Annotated in this window: 8 protein-coding genes; all 8 read right to left on the bottom strand. The window is 44.2% G+C overall.

Going from position 1 to position 19,017, the window contains the following annotated elements:
* Window positions 1-710: 710 nt before the first annotated feature.
* Window positions 711-1,898 (bottom strand): acyltransferase family protein, encoded by a 1,188-nt coding sequence (locus HG263_RS16140; protein WP_171627119.1) that lies wholly within the window; start codon window positions 1,896-1,898, stop codon window positions 711-713.
* Window positions 1,899-1,912: 14 nt separating this feature from the next.
* A complete protein-coding gene (locus HG263_RS16135) occupies window positions 1,913-2,953 on the bottom strand; it encodes a hypothetical protein (RefSeq protein WP_171627118.1) in 1,041 nt (346 codons plus the stop codon).
* Window positions 2,954-2,963: 10 nt separating this feature from the next.
* Window positions 2,964-4,052: an alpha/beta hydrolase family protein gene (locus HG263_RS16130; protein ID WP_171627117.1), complete on the bottom strand. Its 1,089-nt coding sequence runs from the start codon at window positions 4,050-4,052 to the stop codon at window positions 2,964-2,966.
* A gap of 28 nt (window positions 4,053-4,080) precedes the next feature.
* Entirely contained in the window at window positions 4,081-11,322 is a 7,242-nt protein-coding gene (locus HG263_RS16125) for a non-ribosomal peptide synthetase (protein WP_171627116.1), read from the bottom strand.
* Window positions 11,323-11,446: 124 nt separating this feature from the next.
* Window positions 11,447-12,451, bottom strand: a complete 1,005-nt coding sequence (locus HG263_RS16120) for a hypothetical protein (RefSeq protein ID WP_171627115.1) — start codon at window positions 12,449-12,451, stop codon at window positions 11,447-11,449.
* Complete coding sequence (locus HG263_RS16115) at window positions 12,441-13,499, bottom strand: alpha/beta hydrolase family protein (protein ID WP_171627114.1); 1,059 nt, start codon at window positions 13,497-13,499, stop codon at window positions 12,441-12,443. Before HG263_RS16115 ends, HG263_RS16120 begins: the two co-directional genes overlap by 11 nt.
* Window positions 13,500-13,655: 156 nt before the next feature.
* Window positions 13,656-15,167: a condensation domain-containing protein gene (locus HG263_RS16110; protein WP_171627113.1), complete on the bottom strand. Its 1,512-nt coding sequence runs from the start codon at window positions 15,165-15,167 to the stop codon at window positions 13,656-13,658.
* Window positions 15,164-19,015: a beta-ketoacyl synthase N-terminal-like domain-containing protein gene (locus tag HG263_RS16105; RefSeq protein ID WP_171627112.1), complete on the bottom strand. Its 3,852-nt coding sequence runs from the start codon at window positions 19,013-19,015 to the stop codon at window positions 15,164-15,166. Before HG263_RS16105 ends, HG263_RS16110 begins: the two co-directional genes overlap by 4 nt.
* Window positions 19,016-19,017: the final 2 nt, after the last annotated feature.

Genomic DNA, 19,017 nt, shown 5'->3' with positions numbered 1-19,017 from the left:
TCAAAAAACGTACAACTCAGGAATAGGGCTCACAAAAAACCACAAACCATTGATAAATAAACATAAATTAAAAAAACCGAAATCAACTCACCATACAAAGAAGTTCAAATAAAAATTAAAAGCTTTAAAAACAAAAAGATAATAAAAAACAAAAAATATTTTGAATATTATCCACCCATGAAAATGAGAATTATTCACTTTACATGACAGTTATTAGACAAAGCATCTTTTTTGTAATACGTATAAATTTCGTTCTATTGACACCCACCTGGTCAGTCCAGATTCAGCGTACTCTAAATCAATTACGTTGATTACAATCCATTTACATAGTTTTAATTTCTTGTATCTAATACACCTAACTATGAGCCGCGTTACATTTTATTCAAAACATCAAATTACAATGCAATAGAAAACCGCCTTTAAAGCTTTTATCAAAAATGAAAAAATCAATGGGACTTACTGCAAATAAAGTTATTTTTCGTGGAAGAGTAAGAGCAGGATCTAGAATTTATAAAACGACGAGCCGTTGGTACGAGTAAAGACTTGTACCAACTCATAGCTGATTAACCAAATGTTTGAATAGGCATTGTGAAATACAAAGTGTTTATTTAATTAAACTAACATCGCTATCGCATATTTTGTATCAGGGTGTGCCGTAATTAACCTCTGCTATTTTCTATTTCAAAAATCTTATCCAAACCTGAGGTTAATTAAACTTGACCAAGCTTTGTTGTAGTTTGGCTTTTAGCCCACTTCAGTTGTCTACGCTTACCGTTTAGTAGCTGACCTAGCCAAGTGTAACGAACCAGTATGTGATAACTCAGTAGTGAAATAGCAGACGAGATAACGATATTCGCAGCCATTTTGGTATAGTACTCCCATTCATAACTATACAAGCCATAACTGACAAGCAACACAATTGGTAAGTGAACGATATATACCCAATATGCACTATCAGACAAATATCGCAGCCAGCTTTGGTAACCACTCAGCCAACGCTTGAAAAAACCAAACAGTGCAAAACTCCAACACCAGCCCCAAAGACCATAACAATACGCAACCACAAAATTATCTATCTGTGAGCCAGATCCAGTAAGAAGCGGCTCAATAACGACCAAGGTTGCCAACATCATTACACACCCCAAAAGCGTATAACGCCCCCAGCAACGTTGATAGTGATTGAGCCAAAGGCGTCTGAATTTATAAGCCATAAAGCCAAAACAAAAATAAGGAATGTAATGCAATAACTGCAAAGGATTTGGTATAAGTTCGCCATCGGCGGGGATCATACCTCTTTCAAAGTGGCTATCAACATACGCAATCATCGTCGCATAAAAGATGATAGAAACGGGATGGCTCGCCCAATACCGAAGACGTCTCAGTAGTGATGAATTACTCAAAGACAACCTATAAAATAGCGGTAATAAAATGATATGACAGATAAGTAAATAATACAGGAACCACAAATGGCCGAAGTTGAAATGATGCGCTTGTGCTTGACTCAACCAGTCTTGATCAATTTCGATCCCGCTGCTGCGCATAAGCTGCAAATATTCAACAATGATTGAGCCTAGAGAATAAGAGATTATCGGACCAAAAATGAGCAGCGGAATAGCAATTCGTAGCAACCTCAACCGGATGGTTTCAACTAGCCCTTTTCTGCCCAATATAGCAGCAACAAAAAAGCCAGATAAAATAAAAAACAGCGGCATCCGAAAGCTATGAATCGAAAATACCAGCATATCAGCCCATTCACTGAGCGCTGCTTCTCTGAGTCGTTGCGGCGTATCAGAAACCATTTGCAACATAGCAACATGTATCACCACACCCAACCACATAATATATGCGCGTAAATTATCCAGATAATGAACACGGCCACGTACTGTTTTACTAATCATCCTAGATTTATCTCTCACGTATTTTCAAATTGTCGGGCACTTAGCGCTTTACTAGCACAAAGCTTTAAAATTGCGATACTCACACCTGCAAATGCAGCTAACAGCATAAAAAACATGCTAATGGCAATTGCGCTTTGGTAACGGTACTGCTCAATATCGAAAAAGCCATTAATGGCCGCAATGATCACCGCTAATACTATGGGCACAGCCATCACCAAACTAAATGCTTCTGACTCCGAAATATGGCCAATGCCACTTAAATTGATATACCCTAATATGCGTTCCAAACGGGCTATTTGTCCAACCTCTAGCCACAACCACACTGCTACCAAAGCGCCCGATATATAGGTGCTTCTGACCACAGCCCCGGTGTCAACGTAACCGTACTCATCAGCGATCCCTACGTAGTATTTAATGAAGAATGTAAACAACGTTGTGACCGCAATGGCACTCCATGGTAATAAGTGAAAACGGATAATATGATCGATACTTTGTGCTTCGTCATATGCTTGACGACGATGGTGAAATGCTCTGATAACGGCAATCGACAAAGGCAAAGCGGCGTTGATAATGATCCAGTTGGCAAACAAAAATGTGGCGATAATGATGGCGCAAAATAGCATCAACAAATCGTCAAAGGTCTGCGCGCTTTCGCTGTAACATAGCGCTATCAACAATCCAGTGCCCACCATGAGAAGCACTTTTTTCCAACTGATATATTGCCATGCAGAGGTCGCTGCCGAGGTCGCTGCCGAGGTCGCTGCCAAGGTCGCTTGGGTGCCATCACCCCCCTGTTCTATATTGATATTTTGCTTCTTGGCTTGTAGCAATGCTTGCGATGCAATTTTAGTTAGCGCGTTTACTGCCACAGAACACCCACAGGCTGGTACAAGAATCAAACACAACAAGTACCAAAAGACTTGATAAGACTCAAAATATGGCTTGGTCAGTAAAAACAGCAACGCAACAACAACAACTTCAAATAAACTAAGTAGCAATGTCCTTAGCAAATAACCGGGATATTGTGCACGTACTAACTCAGTGAGTTGATTCATTTCACCGCTCCTAATGACTGTTTTTTTGGGTTGCGAGTTGTGTCAACTGGGTGTTCAGCCACAGCATGACATCGTCTACAAACTGCTCGGAAAATCCATCTTCTTCCCATAGCGACATTTTGATCAGCCACCAAAGGGACGGTGACAAGTGTCCAAACTCACTATTTTTCAACAAGGTATGGTTGGCATTTTGGTAAACATTGAGCTGCAGTTGTGAGGCATTGCTGGCGAATATCCGCTCATATTGCTGCACGTTGTATGGCACATTGACATTGCTATCATGATTGCCAAAAGCGACAAATATCGGCTGTTTGATATCCGATAAGTCTTGCTTAGAATCAGCAAGTATATTTTGCTGTACAAAATGATAGCGTTCGGGACTCATTGCTGACTCCACCACATCGGGCTCTGTTTGCTGTAAAAAATCAAGGTAAGCGCGGTGAGATTCTCCTTGAGCAATCAGCTTAGAAATGTTTTGCGCATGCTGCATTTGCTGCTGTTTAGCATCTCCTAAAATGCCCTCTTTTTGTAAGCGCACTTGCGTCAAAAACTCACTTTGTTTGAGCCAGTTAACCGGCGTTGATACAAATACAGCAAAGGATATTTGCGTAGAGTCTTTGAGCGCTTTAGGCATCACCCAAGCAGCTTGCGAAAAGCCGAACAGTCCAATGGGCACATTTTTAAGTTGCTCTTGTTGGCGCAGCATTGCGATGGCGTTGTGTATTTCATCGGCACGACTTTGCATATTCTGGTTGAGCCAGTTACCGCCAGATCCTCCAACCCCAGCTTTATCCCATGAATATGAAGCGATACCTTGCTTTGCTAAACGCTGCCACAGCGGGTAGTAATAACCAAACGCACTGCGTCCCATTGCACCATCACCATGCACAAAGATCATCACTGCACGAGGAGTCTCACTATTTGTTGGCAATATTAAAGAGCCCGAACGCATCGCGCCATCGGTTGCAAAATCTTGCTCTAGATTTTCGTACGGCGCACTATCTAACATCGCTAACAAAACAAACACCAGTCCAGCTAAGGCAACGTATAGAGTCCACCGACCATAGATAGTGGGAAGCTTGTCATCGATTTGCGTCATATTATATTCCTTTAACATTCATGGTCCTTTAGTTTTCCCTCTGTGCCTGTTCATCGACATGAACCTCACACAGCGTTTGGATTTGCAACTCAAGTTCATATTGCAATGCCTGCACAGCTTCAAATGTTAAGCTACGAGCGTTAATTTCGATACATGGTTGCCGGCTGTCAGTCCGCGTACAAACAAACTCTAGCGTCGCCCCCCATATGGCATTTTCACAACCATTGTATTTTTGTTCTAATTGCGCAACCCCTTCACAATGCTGTTCAATACATTTGGCAACTTGTGCATCGTGATGCCAGCTCAGCCCCTCATCCGTTTTTTGTATCAGCGCAAAGTCTTGCAAGATGTTTATAGATACCGGCGGCGCTTCTCTAAAACCTCGATATGTTTTTTGCTGAGGCTGACCTGCCATTAATTTGCGGATCCATTTTGGAATATCATCAACGGCCATCATCTCTTGCAAATAGCGTGGGTATATTTGAGCCGATTTAAAGTACCAGCTGAATAAACGGCTACCTATATTGAGCATCTTCTTGTAAAACTGCGGGACGTCCTGCCAGCGCCTTTGTTCAATGATGGCATCCAACATAACCGAAGAGATAACAGGGTACTCTAGCGCAGCTATCGTATGCTGTTTAACGCTTTTCAGTAGCTGTGCAATACTGCCGTTTGCAGGAACACGAATTGGCAAAGCGCTCTCCCCTGCTAACAGCGCAATGAGATCGGTCATTTGCGTATCGTAACGGTTCTCCATCACGTGCGTGATACAAAATTCACTGTTTGCTGTGACACGAGATAAACTCATCCCAATCAGCGTATTCATCAACATTTGCAAGCTCGCATCATAGTGCTGAGCGTAATGTTTAAGTTTTTCCAACTGCGCCTCACTCAACACCACCAAAGCGCTTTGCAATGCTAACTGTTCACCCTGATATTGCGCTGGGAAGGTTGGGTAATGTAGGTTGCGCAGCGCATCTTGCCAAAATGCAGTAATATCATTTTGGCACGTTTGATAAGCTTCTCGCTCCCAATAAACAAAGTCTCTTAGCTGTGCGCTGTGTTGAGCTAAAGGAAACGCATGACCATGAACAAGACTGAAGTAACATTGTTCGATTTGGCGTGCAAAAATGCTCAGCGCTGCACCATCAAAAATAATGTGTGGGGCACATAAAAACAGTACATAATCATCGTGTGCAAACTGCAATAGGTGTGCAACCAGCAGTGGAGGATGAGTTAAATCAAAAGGCTCAAGACGAATGGTTTCCAGTGCATCATATACTTCAGCCAATTGGCTTGATGTCATATTTTGACAGTTAATAATATTGAGCTCGATTGGCTCAGCACACTCTTTTATTTTTTGTAGTGGTCGTTTAAGGTCAATTTCAACTTGCAATGAATCATGATGCGCAGACAGCATTTGCAACGACTGCTGCAACAGAGCAGTATCAATCACATCCTTAATTTCAATACATTGTACATTATTAACGGTGCCAACGTTGGCATCGTTAATCAACCAAAATACCACCTGCTGATACGACAATGGAAAAGGCTCAGTCACCTCCCAGTTTTGTGCAACCAAAGTAGGTAAAGCGATCCCTTGCTCATGAAGTTGCACGCTAGAGCTCTGTAAATCACCTGTTTGCAGTAATTTGGCTTGCTTCTCAATCGAACTGTTGTCAAACAAACTTTTCAGCTCAACAGGGGTATTTAACTGCTCTTTAATTAACACTTTAAGCTTAGCAATACTCAACGAATGCCCACCAAGCGCAAAGAAATTATCGGTCACACCAAATTGCTCAACATTTAAAATTTGCTGCCAAATAGCGTACAACGCCTGCTCTAACTCGTTACGCGGCGCAATAACTTGCGTTTTGACACTATAACTTGGTTGTGGCAGCGCTTTTCTATCCACTTTGCCGTTAAGTGTTTGTGGAATAATGGCCACTTGTGTCAGCGTGCTTGGCAGCATATAGCTGGGGAGCTGTTCAGATAGCTGATTGAGGATCGCCGCTTCATCACATACCTGCCCAGTCGCTGGCACAATATAAGCGGCTAAAAATACGTTTTGCGACTCTTTGATATCAACAACCACCGCCTGTTGTACTTGTTCTAATTGACACAGCGCAGCTTCTACCTCTCCAAGTTCAATGCGATATCCTCTTATCTTAACTTGAAAGTCATTGCGGCCATGGTATTGAATTTCACCACTTGGCAACCATCGAACAAGGTCGCCGGTTTTATAAGCCTTCAGCGCATCTAAACCATCACTAAGCGCATAGGGCTGTTGGCTAATAAAACGTTCAGCGTTAAGCTCTGGGCGATTTAAATAGCCTTTTGCCACTAAATCTCCGGCAACCACCAACTCCCCAATGGCCCCCAAAGGCGCTAACTGACCGAGTTCATTTAGCACGTAAAGCTGAGTATTAGCCAGTGGCGTACCTAAGTTACTGATGCTATCAAACTGCGTTTTTTGTAGTTTTTGCAACTGAGTCACAGTCGCTTCGGTCACACCGTAGCTATTGATAAGTCGTTCACCCCAAAGCTCTGCAACCTCTGCAGTACAGGCTTCTCCACCGGTGATCACTCGTTTCAAAGTTGACGAAGTAACCCTACCAAGCGCACTTAAGTAGGTTGGCGTGGCTTCGAAGTGAGTAATTCTTTGCTCAATGAGTAAGGTGTTGATCACATCTGGTTGCACTATTTGTGACTGACTTGGGATCACCAAACATGCACCGTTGATAAGGGTTAAAAACAAGTGCTCAACTGACACATCAAAAATATAATTTGCAAGCCACAACACCCGTTCTTGCTCACTAAAGCCAAATGCCTGTGTCTGCGAGGCGATTAACGCGCTGACATTATCATGACTGAGCATTACCCCTTTTGGCTTACCGGTAGTACCTGAGGTATAAATAACATATGCAAGATCACAGGCTTGGCTAACGGGTTCTAGCTCGAATGGATACTCTACCTTTGCAAGCTCAGCACACTCAACGTTAATAAGTGGCACGCCCGTATTCTTTAATTCACCATGATAGCAGGCTGTACATAGTAGCATTGCCGAGTTTGTATCTTCGAGAATAAACTGCCTTCTTTCATTAGGGAACTCAGGTGATAAAGGCACATAGGCGCCCCCTGCACGTAACACCGCCAAAATCGCAATGACCATCTCGATACTCTTATCGAACTGCAATGCAATAAATGTGTTTGCACTAAGCGCAATGCCGTATATTTGTTGATATTGCTCACGGATTCTCACAGCAAGTGTGTTAACCCAAGCATTCATCTGAGCATAACTCACTTGTGTATCTGCAAAACACAAAGCGATAGCATCAGGCCTTTGGGTTACCGCCTCATCAATTTGCGCTGTTAGTGTTTTATTTTTTGGATATGACGATTGCGTTGAGTTCCAATTGTGCAACTGCTTTATATGTTGGCTCGCGACCCAGTTTACCTCTTGCAACTGCGTATTGAGGTTATCAGCAAATTGCTGCAATACATCAAGATAACTCTCAACTAACCACTGCATACGTTGTGCTGAAAAGAGTGCGCTCCCATACACCAACTTACCCGTTAAGTGTGTTGTGTGATCGCTAAGCGTTATATCTAAATCAAATTTTGCCGACTCCTGCAAAGTCACGCCTTCTTCACCAGCAACAAAAGGTAGTAACCCCAGCTCATTGGTATTATCTGGCGGTACTACACTGAACATCACTTGAAAAATTGGATGGCGAGACGTGTCGCGGCTATCACATAATGCCTGTACAACTTGCTCAAAAGGCACATCTTGGTTTTGTTTAGCACTAATAATCACTTGGTGCAGCTGTTGTATTAACTCCAGCAAGGACTGCTCGTGAGAGAGCCGTAATCTCAACGCCAAACTGTTTACAAAAAAACCGATCAGCCCGTGAGTTTGTGGCATATGCCGATTATCTGTTGGGGTGCCAATCACGATGTCGCGCTGACCGGTTTGGCCGTAAAATGTAACAAATGCAGCAGCAGCCATCACGGTGTACAAAGTGGTATTGTTTACAGCCGCAATACGCTTTAATTGCTTTGTTAAACTAGCATCGATGATAAAATCGTGTGTTGCACCTTGATAATCAAATTGTGCAGGGCGCACAAAGTCCGTTGCCAATGCCAATGGTTCATGGCCTTTGAGCTCAGTTTGCCAATAATCTAGCTGTTGGCGCATCAACAACTGCTGTTGTTCTTGGTGTTGAAATTGCGCATAGTCGCGATAACGAATTGGCAATTCTGGCAGCTTTGCCTGTGTACCTGTTTTCAAAGCATCGTAAATCAATGCTAATTCATTAAAAAAGACCGGCTCAGACCAGCCATCAAAGGCAATATGGTGCCACACGATAAGCAAAAATTGCTGTTGCGATACGCTGTAACTAAACACACGCATCGGCGCGCCATTTTGTAAGTTAAACGGACACTGATAATCGGCTTGCACGCTAGCACTGAGTTGTAGTTCACTGTCAAGTTCAACACGCGTTATCCGAATTGGTTGTGTCAGCTCTGTGAGTCTAGCCTGTGCAACATCTTCAGCTTGCATATAACAGCTGTTTAACACAGGATGTCTTGTTACAACCTGTTGCAGAGCTTGCTCTAATAAAGCGATATCCGCATCTGCAGCAAGCTTGGTGAAAAATGGTAAATGATAGGCATCTGTTCCGCCTTCAAACTGCTCTATAAACAACATTCTTTGCTGTGCATAAGAGAGCTTATTGGAGTCTGAATAGGGGATCTCTACAATACTTTGAGCATCGCTAAGCTGCAAAGCTAACGCTGCAATTGAGGGGTGCTGGTAAAGTTGTGCCAGCGATATGGTGCAATTAAGTTGCTGTTGGCATAACCCTAGTAACTTTAAAGCGCTGACTGAATCACCACCGAGTGCAAAAAAGTCATCATGAATACCAACTTCTTGCAAAGACAAGGCTTGCAGCCAAAGCGGTTTTAATTTAGCTTCGCTCTCGCTGCTTGGTTGTTCAACCTGCCCGTCATGCAAAAGCCTAGGCTCTGGCAATGCCCGCCGGTCTAACTTGCCGTTAATGGTGATCGGAATGTGTTCAAGCTGAGTGTAGGTCGCAGGCACCATATAACTGGGTAATGATTGCTGTAAACGCGCTTTGAGCTGCGCATCTTCAAGGGGAAAAGCAGGTTTGAGTACGTAATACGCGGCCAAGTATTTTATTTCGCCCCGTAACCTATCAATCACCACAGCACTGTCTATCTCAGGCATAGCTGTAATAACTGATTCTATCTCTGCAAGCTCAATGCGATAACCGCGAATTTTAACCTGAAAGTCATCACGCCCTAGATATTCAATATCACCATTTTCTAACCAACGAGCCCTGTCACCCGTTTTATACAAAACACCACCAGAAGAATGAGGGCTATCACTTTGCTCAACAAAGGGGTTAGCAATGAATTTTTCTTGGTTCAGTTGTGGCCGATTCAAATACCCCTGCGCCAGTCCCACTCCACCGATGTACATATCTCCTGGCGCACCGATGGGCAACAGCTGTAAATTTTCTGACAAGATATAAATTTGGGTATTTGCTAAAGGTTTGCCAATGTTATTGATACGCCCGCTGGTTTTTCTATCACAGCGCTGCGTTTGTGTTACCGTTGCTTCAGTCACACCATAGCCATTAACCAACCTCTGCTGCCAAAGATTTTGTACATCTTTGGTACACGCCTCCCCCCCGGTTATCACTCTTTTTATATCAGGCGCATCCACCTCACCAAGCGCACTGAGGTAAGTAGGCGTTGCTTCAAAGTGCGTAATTTTTTCATCTTTCAGCAATGATTTAATGCAAGCTGGGTCTAATATTTGCGGCTCACTTGGTACCACTAAACATGCTCCGCTGCTCAGTGTTAAGAAAAAATGCTCAACAGATACATCAAAAATATAGTTGGCTAACCAAATAGATTTGTCTTGCTGTGTAAAATCAAATACGCGGCGCTGATAATTAATCAGGTTAACCACACTTTGATGACTAATCATTACACCTTTAGGCTGTCCCGTTGTACCCGACGTATACATCACATAAGCAAGCTGCGAAGGCAAAAGCGCATCGACCTCAGTAGGATTTTGTAAGTCTTGTTGCTCATCAAGCTTGTCTATCGCCATGCTCACATAAGGTGCGTCACTCACGCAATCAAGGTAATGCGACTGAGTCAAAATCAGTCTACTTTGAGTATCTTCAAGAATGAAGCGACGTCGCTCGGCAGGAAATTGCGGCGAAATGGGCACATATGCTGCGCCCGTCTTTAGCACCGCTAAAATTGCGACGACCATGTCTACGCTTTTATCTAGCAAAAGCGCGATAATATTTTGCTTATCCGATTGGTGCTCTGTGCCATTTGCTAACAGCATAGTCTTAATGCGCCGCGCCAATAAATCAGCTTGATGATGTAGTTGCTGATAGCTCACAACTTTATCTTGGAAGATAACCGCAGTGCGCTTTGGCCACTGCTGTGCAGCTCGCTCAAGTTGACTCACCAAGGTATCATTTTCAGGCCACTCGACTGTGCAGCCTTGCCAACTTTTAAGTAGTTTAGTCTTTTGTTCACTGGGCACTAAATCAACCTCAGCTAAGCACTTCGTCGCGCCGCTGATGAGACTTCGAAGCGTCTGTGTAAAGCAGTTCGCAAAAAGCGTCAAACCAGACTGGCTATATTGCCAAGGACAAAGTATCTGAATCGAGATAGCATTTTCTTGCGTTTGAGCGTATAGCTGCCAGCTATGATTGTTTGCCAACGACATCGACGCTAAAGGCTTGTCCGTTAGGCTTAATGTGGCTTGATGAAGAGTCTCTATTCCAGCGGAGTTTGCCGCTTGCAAGATAATAGCTTCGCTGCTCGCGACGTCTTTTCCTAAATGATGCTTTAGATTTGTATTGGCTGCGTTTGCTAGCGCTTTCAAAGCCTGCTGAACAGAAATTTGCATCGCTAAGTCACACACCACAGGCGTATAAAAATTTGGCTGAGCTATTTGCTGTTGATTAATCCCAATTGCAAAACGAGTCTGCCCGGACATGGTACGCAAAGTAAGGTAGTAACTGAGCAACAACAAAGTGTGTAGGTCGCAATGAGTTTGCGCTAATTGATGCTGGATCAACACAGCATCTTGCTCTGTTAAATCAACAGAATAGCGATACCCGTATTGGCTAATTTGTGTGTCATCTTCACATGGATCTGCTACAACAAGTGCATCAAGATCAGCAAACTGGTTCTGCCAAAAGGTCATACTCATAACAACATCCTTATACAACTGAAAGGTTCTCTCACCCTTGATTTATAAATAAATTCATAAACATATCTACATGCAATAGGTAATTCAGCAAAACGCCCTGCCCGTTGCTATTAACAAAAATAAGTTACGGTGCACAAGACTCACCTTGCCCTTGTTGCTGAGATTGACTGTACGCAAATAATGCCGCAGCACTGACTCCCACTGCCACAGCAAAAATAATAATGCTGACAGCTATCACGGTTAACCAAATTCCACTGGTTAATGACGGCACAAAAAAACCGAGTACAAACAATGCGAACCAAGGAATAAACCCTGCGCCTAAAATCATGCCAAATAGCTCTGAGTAGGAGAACTTATCCGTATCAGATAAAAACAACGGTTGTAGCTTCATATCCGTTTGGATTGGCTCTAATACGTTGTAACAGCTCCAAAAGCCAACAAAAGTACAACTGATATAGCTATATGTCGCCAAGCTAGATAGGCTTATTTGCCCAGAGTCTGCAACATATCCCATGTAGTACTTACTCATCAGCAAGCCAAACGCCAGCACCGCGAATACTAACCAAGGGAGCAAATGAAAGGTGATCAGCAAGTCAACAGTTTGAGATTCATTAAGTGGCTGTGCACTGCGAGCTTGGCGCAAAGTACCCGCAACGAGTGACTTTGCATAGCGCTCAAATAACAATGCACTGACAACGAACACAGCAAGCCCAACGCACAGTGCAATCACCAGCATCACGCCAACACTCTTGGCGCTAAAATAATATAACGCAGCACCACCTACAGCGGGCAGCAACGTCAAAATTGCCGTTTTAATGGTGACACATTGCCATTGCTGCGTTATTGGGGTTTCACTCACTGCTGAAATATCGATATGGCTAAAATCATTCAGTTGCTTTTGCGTGGCTGTTTTTAGCTTAGCTAGTGCAGAAGCCGCTTCGCTAAAGATATATAGCGGTATTAATATTAAGAAGAATCCATACCAAAACGGATTCAATGTTTCAAAGTAGGGTGTAATAAGCAGCATCACCGCAAAAATTGCCAACACTTCCAGCACGCTCGAAAACAACAAATCCCAGAGTAACTCTTCTCTTTGTTTATCTAACCAAGTGGTAAAGTTATTCTCCATCGACAAGCGCTCCTTGAGCATTCAACTGAGCATGGGTTGTTACCCAGCTAAGTACATCAGCAACAAACTGTTCGGTTAAGCCATCGGCTCCCAACCAATTCATTTTTACGCCAAACCAGATTGAATCTTTACGAATGCCTGCAAAGTGTTCGTTTTTGAATAAGCCGTGATCCGCTTCTTCATACACTTTGTAACTAAACGGACCAGACAGTTTGCTTTGATAAGTATCAATACTCTGGTGTATATCAACCACCTGATCAGAGTCGCCAAATAGCGCTAACACGGGCTGTTTAACTTGCTCCAGCATGGCACTGGCATCAACCTGCATATTGTTAATGACAAATTCGTAGCGACTTCGGCTCATGACCTTGCCGCCATAGCTTTGCGGTGCACTTTGGGTGATAAATTGCTGATACGTTTTGTAAGGCACTCGTTGTTTTAATAGCGCATCTAACGCTTCGTTATAGTCGAGGTTTTGAGCTAACAACTGCCCCTCTTGCCCTAATGACTTTAAGCGCTGCACGGTTTGAAAGTGGCCTTGTTGCTCCCAGTTAACCGCGGTTGATACCATAACCGCATACTTGAGCCGTTTATCTTGGGCAAGTACCGACGGGAGTACCCAACCTGCTTGTGAAAAACCGATCACACCAATACGCTGACTATCTAAGTTTGGCTGCTTAGATACCCAATCAATCGCCGCGCTAAGTTCTTCAGCACGTTGCGTCATGTTTTGTCCAAGCCAGTGACCACTTGAACCACCCACCCCTTGTTTGTCCCAAGACAGTGACGCAACCCCCGCCTCAGCGAGCGCTTGCCACAAGGGGTTATAGTAACCATAGCTGCCACTGGATATGGGTCCATCTCCATGTACAAATATCACCACAGGCACAGGTTTATCAGCACTTTGCTTGGGCAGCACTAATGAGCCATACAAGGTCTCTTGTTGGCTTTGTATCTCAACGGCATAACGGTCATAATTCGACAGCCACATAACGGCGATGACCAAACCAAACAACAGCGCGCTGGCGATTTTTATTATTGAGTGCATTGCGATATTCTCATCTGTTCTTTTTCATAATTAACAGTGCGACCACGGACCAAAACAAAGTTATTTCAAGCATATTGAGTATAAATTTTCCCTATTTTAGGTCAATCGAATCATTGCGAATTTAGCGCTTTGCTTACAAAGTCTTACCAAAGGCTATCAAACTCTCTGTTCAGCAAATTGCGCAACCTTTGCGGGTTGCTTTAACAGTGCATACAGCTCTTCACGTATTATTTGCTCTGCGTGCTCGGTTAAACACTGATGAGATAAACGGATCCCCGCCCCTTTGAGCGGATGCTTTTCAATATAAAAATTCAACACATTTTGCTCCCATTCACTGTCATCTTGTGGCACAGGAAAGTCCAGCTCGCGACGTAAGGTAATTCGACATGCCTGCGCACAGTCTTGCTCGATTGCTTTAGTGTCGATACCTTGCTCATAAAATGAAGGCAGCATATTCACGTTCATGGTCAGTGCTTGATGGTGCGGACCAAAGCGCAGGATCTTTTTATCTTCTTCAATATCACTGGCGGCTATGGCGGCAAAATCAGCCAACGCTTGCGGATATAACCCCGACTGTTTACTAATGCTGTGATAAGCGCCACTGAGCTTACTGAGCATTTTTAGCCACCAAGGGCGCTTAGCGAGTTTACGATGGGCCAAGATTGACAAAGGAATGCTCCAAGGCACATGCCGATATGCATACACAGCAAGCGTGGTTTGTTTAACTTGCAACAATAATTCAAGCAATGACTGGCTATCCGCTAGCTGCAATGGCACTGGCAGTGACGTAAGCAGTGCACCATAAAGCGCTCTTGCGCCATCGATATCCCGATTCTCTTGTACCGTGGTTAAACATAAGTTGTTGTTACCTGATAGTTTGGCCATCACTTTGCCGATCAAAGCTAAAAATACCATCTGCTGGGTGAGTTTGTTTTTCGAACACCACCTCTCAATCTCTTGTAACTGGGCTTGACTCAACGGGATAAATATTCCACGCCGAGCACGATTGGTGATATCTAATAACGAAGGCGCAAGATAGGTCGGGTTGGTTTGGCTCAATTTTTGTTGCCAAAACTGCGTGGCCTGCAGGCTTTGCGAATGCCTAATTGATTGCTCTTGGGTAACATACTCAGCCAGCCCTAGCTTTTTACCGACTCTTAGCGGCTCTCCTTGCAACGCTTTTTGATACAAAGCGCGCAATTCTATGTCCATTTGATGTAGTGCAGCGCCATCCATTGCAAAGTGCGGTGTTACTAACATAAGTAAATGTTTTTCTGGTGCGATTTTAACCAAGCAAGCTCTTAGTAAAGGAGGCTTCATTAAATCAAAGTTTGGCTCGGCATATTTTAAAAATAATGCCCCTAATGATGCAGTTCGGCCTTGCTCACATAGACCGCTTAAGTCTTCATAAGGTAAATGAAAATATTCATAGGGATACACATACTGCAACGCACACCAATCGCTCACTGATGAACGCAGGATCTCATTATCTTGTAACAGTGTATTGAGGACTTTTTCAAGTAAGTCACCACATAATGGCCCTTCAAATTCATAAGGCAAAAAATGATTCGCCGTCTCTTTGGTCATATGATAAATAAACCAAAAACTAAGCTGACCATTGGTCAGTGGCAACACCTGTCTGTTGTTATCAATACTGATATTCATCATACTGCTCCTTGACTTGCCGCAGACTTATTAGCAGCAACTAACTCACCTAGTTTCGCTACCGTTGGATTTTCCAAAACATCCTGTAGTGTAAGCTGCGTCGTATGTTGCTCATTGATGCGATTAACAATCTTCAGTGCTAGCAGAGAATGACCATGCAGGCTGAAAAAGTCATCGTTACGACCAATGGGTGATAAATAGAAATAGCTTTGCCAAATCAGGGCAATTTGCCGCTCTAGTGACGATGCGGGCTCTGCGAATGGCTGCTCCAGCTCTGGACGCGGCGCATATTGCTGTTCATCTAGTTGCGATGTTTGTTTGACTAACGTGGCCGGTGACACGTGATTCACTAGCATGTCATCAACCAGTAACTTGTGCGTCGGTTGCACCAAAGCACTAAAACACCGCCCTAAGTCTTCTGGGGTTATCTGCTGATTGGCTAGCACAACACTTGAGAAACTCTCTTTGCCAGCCTGATGCCACAATTTAGCATTGCTGGTTAAGCCCGCAGTGCTTGGCCCTTGTAGCAATACCAGTGAGTTTAGCAACGGGTTAGCTACCATTAACTTAGTCAATAATTGACGATACCCCACCTGATGTTCAACGTGTTTTAACAAGTTTTCTGGCTGACTAAAGGCATTATCTGTAGACACCAAGTTGATGCAAATATCACTACCCTGTAAATCCGTTTGCTTGTGCAAAGAGCGGCTTGCTTTGTTGCTGTGCCAAGAGTAGGCAATACCTTCTTCTAACCAACTGCTGAGTAGTAAAATAATGTTGCTATATAAATTACCCTCAACGTGGTCAAGTAACCACTGCTGCCATTGCTGTTGAGCGGGAAAGTCTGCGGGCAACACCACATGGATATGTTCACACAAGGCAGGCAGCGCTGACGCAATGGCAACGCCATTTGGTTGCTCAATGCCTATCAGTAGCGCCTTACTATAGTTAACTTGGGCATTATCGCTGGGGGTAAATCGACTATGGGTGACACCAAACAATTGTTTGTGCATGACTTTAAATTGGTATGCTTTAGCACCCACGAGCTGACTCAAAAGTGCACTAGTGAGCACGCTGCTTTGAGGCGCTTTAGTCGCACCTTTCTCTATTTCACACCACAGTATTTTTGGCGCGACAGCTAGTGCCAAGTCTTGATATTGGTATGAGAAGAAATCAAGAATATACCGCGCTAAATGAGCGCTTTTGTTATAAGCGGGTTCACCCGGTATGAGGCAAAGCTGTGTCCATCTTGTGTTGGTATCGAGTAAATGGTTATCAAGTGCTTGCCAACTGCGACGCAATGACACATCCACCATGGCATTTAACAAAGCTTCAGGTTTATTTGAAAACACACTCAACCTTGCATCTACCCAACTACATGGTGCACCAATGTGCTGTTGAACATGGTTTTCAATTTGCTCTAAATGTGCCTGCTGCGTTAAATCCGCATAGAGCGTATGGTCGTCGCCAACACTAAATTGCAAAGCTGCATAAATGGTCCAAACATTTTTTTCGCTGCTGCTAAAACAACGCTGCACTTTTTTTGCCGCTTTCCCTTGGGGCATCAGCAATAAGATTTGTCTTTGAGTATTATCGTGCTGTGCTACTTTCGACCACTGCTGCATGCTCCAAAGAGTACTTTCATGCTTGTTCAAAGGCAGCTTAAAACGCGTTGCTGCAAATGCATATCCAGGCAAAGATAAAGGTGCAAACCTTTCCCCAAAGTACGCGTCGCTATCAACTGTAACGCCATGCATCCACAGCTGTGCAGCCATGCTATGCAAACTAGTACTGACCGTAAGGTGACAACATGGCAAACAATGTGCTTGCTTGTCACTTTTGCGCTTACACAAGGCCTGCCAAAAGGCTTCTTGTTGCCAGTGCTTGGCAGTTAGCGGCTCTTTTGAGTCATTACATGCCAGTGCACAGCGCGCCTGACCAGGCAGGCTTTCAACGTGCGCGATTGATTGGTCGCGAAGCAAAGCTAGCGCCTGACTTGCCGTTAATACACCAGCCCACTGCGCGGCACTAATAAACAACGCGCCGCAGGCATGAATGCTTTTAAACTCCAACCCCATTTGTGACAACCGTGATAACACGCTCAACCACACAGCTCGGTTTAGCAACCTTTCAATGCTCGCATCGTCATCCATTTGGGTGCGTAGCTCATGCCACATTGATGGCGACTTGCAGATGATATCTAACTCAGCGCTCGACTCACTCAGATACCCCTTAAAATGAGCATTCAGTATGTCATCACTATCAAATAGACGCTCCAACACAATCAGATCGTCACTTGTTATAGCCTCAATGCTAATGGTTGGTGCTCCCTGAGCTTTGCTAACATCATCACTGGTAATTGCTTTAAGCACTTGTAAGTCTTGCAAAGAAGTTACGCTGACTGCACTGCGATAAAGCATCGGCGCTTTGCAATTGAGTAAATTCCAACTTAATTGTTTTAAGTTACATTTTGGATTGTTACGCAACCAAGCAACCAATGCATCTCGGTTACGTAACAGCGCTTGAGGGTCTTTCGCGCTTAAAAATAATATCTGTTCACTGTGCTCTGTCGCTGCTAAAGGTATGGCGCTGGCATTTTGCAACAGCACATGACCATTGGTGCCACCGATCCCAAAAATGTTCAATCCGGCGATCAGCGATTTAGATTCAGGCCAAGGTGCAACCTCTTGTTGTACATAAAAATAACTGCTTGGTGATTGTAGTTGCGCTAAGGGGTCATCACAATTGATGGTGGGCAGGAGAGTACGATGATGTAACATCAAGCTCACTTTCACGAGACTTGCCAGCCCTGATGCGGCATCTAAATGCCCAATATTGCCTTTGACAGATCCAAGCGCACATGACTGACCGGGTAAAGCTTGAGCATATGCCTGCTGTAGCGCTCTTAACTCAACACCATCGCCCAGCTCAGTCCCTGTGCCATGAGCTTCGACATACGCCACTTCATGCGGTTCTATATCGGCATTCATCATCGCTTGCTTAGCAACTTGTGCTTGGCCATTTACAGATGGGGCTGCAAAGCCCAACTTATCACGACCATCATTATTCAATGCACTGCCTCTGATCACCGCATAAATGCGGTCGCCATCTTCGAGCGCTTCTTCATAGCGCTTAAGCACCACGGCCAAAGCACCGCTGCCAGGCACCATACCTGTTGCATTATTGGCAAAGGGCCGACATAGGCCATCAGGGCTAAGCGGTCCGCCCGGCGTGGCAGTGTAGCCTTCGTAATGGGGATAGCCAATGCGACTGGCAACCACTAACGCCGTTTCACAATCGCCACTATTGAGTGCTAAGCAGGCATAATGGAGCAATACAAAGGAAGTGGAGCACCCCGTTGTCAGCGACAAAGCAGGTCCATTCACACCCAATTGATAAGCGAGCTTGCTGGCAAACAACTCTTGTGAGTTATGATGAATTAACTCATCTATTTCTACCGCACTGTCTAATCTATCTTTGTTGCTGATACCATACGTTAAATAAGCACTGGTTGGGGCCCCAGCAAATACGCCAATATGTGCATCAGTGCGCTGATTTATCAAACCCGCGTCTTCTAATGCATGCCAACTGACTTCTAGACTCTGCCTAAGCTGGGGATCCATCAGACAAGCTTCTCGTGCTGCAACATCAAAAAAGGCGGCATCAAAGCCATGCACATTATCCAATACCCCGCCTAAATTGCCATTTTGTTCGGGATAGCGTTGTTGCTGCATTTTTAATACATCTTTGCCCGCCAGCAAATTTTCCCAATACTCGTCTATTGAGTTTGCGCCTGGCACCCGAGCGGCCATACCGACAATTGCAATTTCTAGCCCCGTTACCGTTTCCATGC

This window comes from Pseudoalteromonas caenipelagi, assembly GCF_013140855.1.
GTDB lineage: Bacteria > Pseudomonadota > Gammaproteobacteria > Enterobacterales > Alteromonadaceae > Pseudoalteromonas > Pseudoalteromonas caenipelagi.
This window is presented reverse-complemented; position numbering and strand designations above follow the sequence as displayed.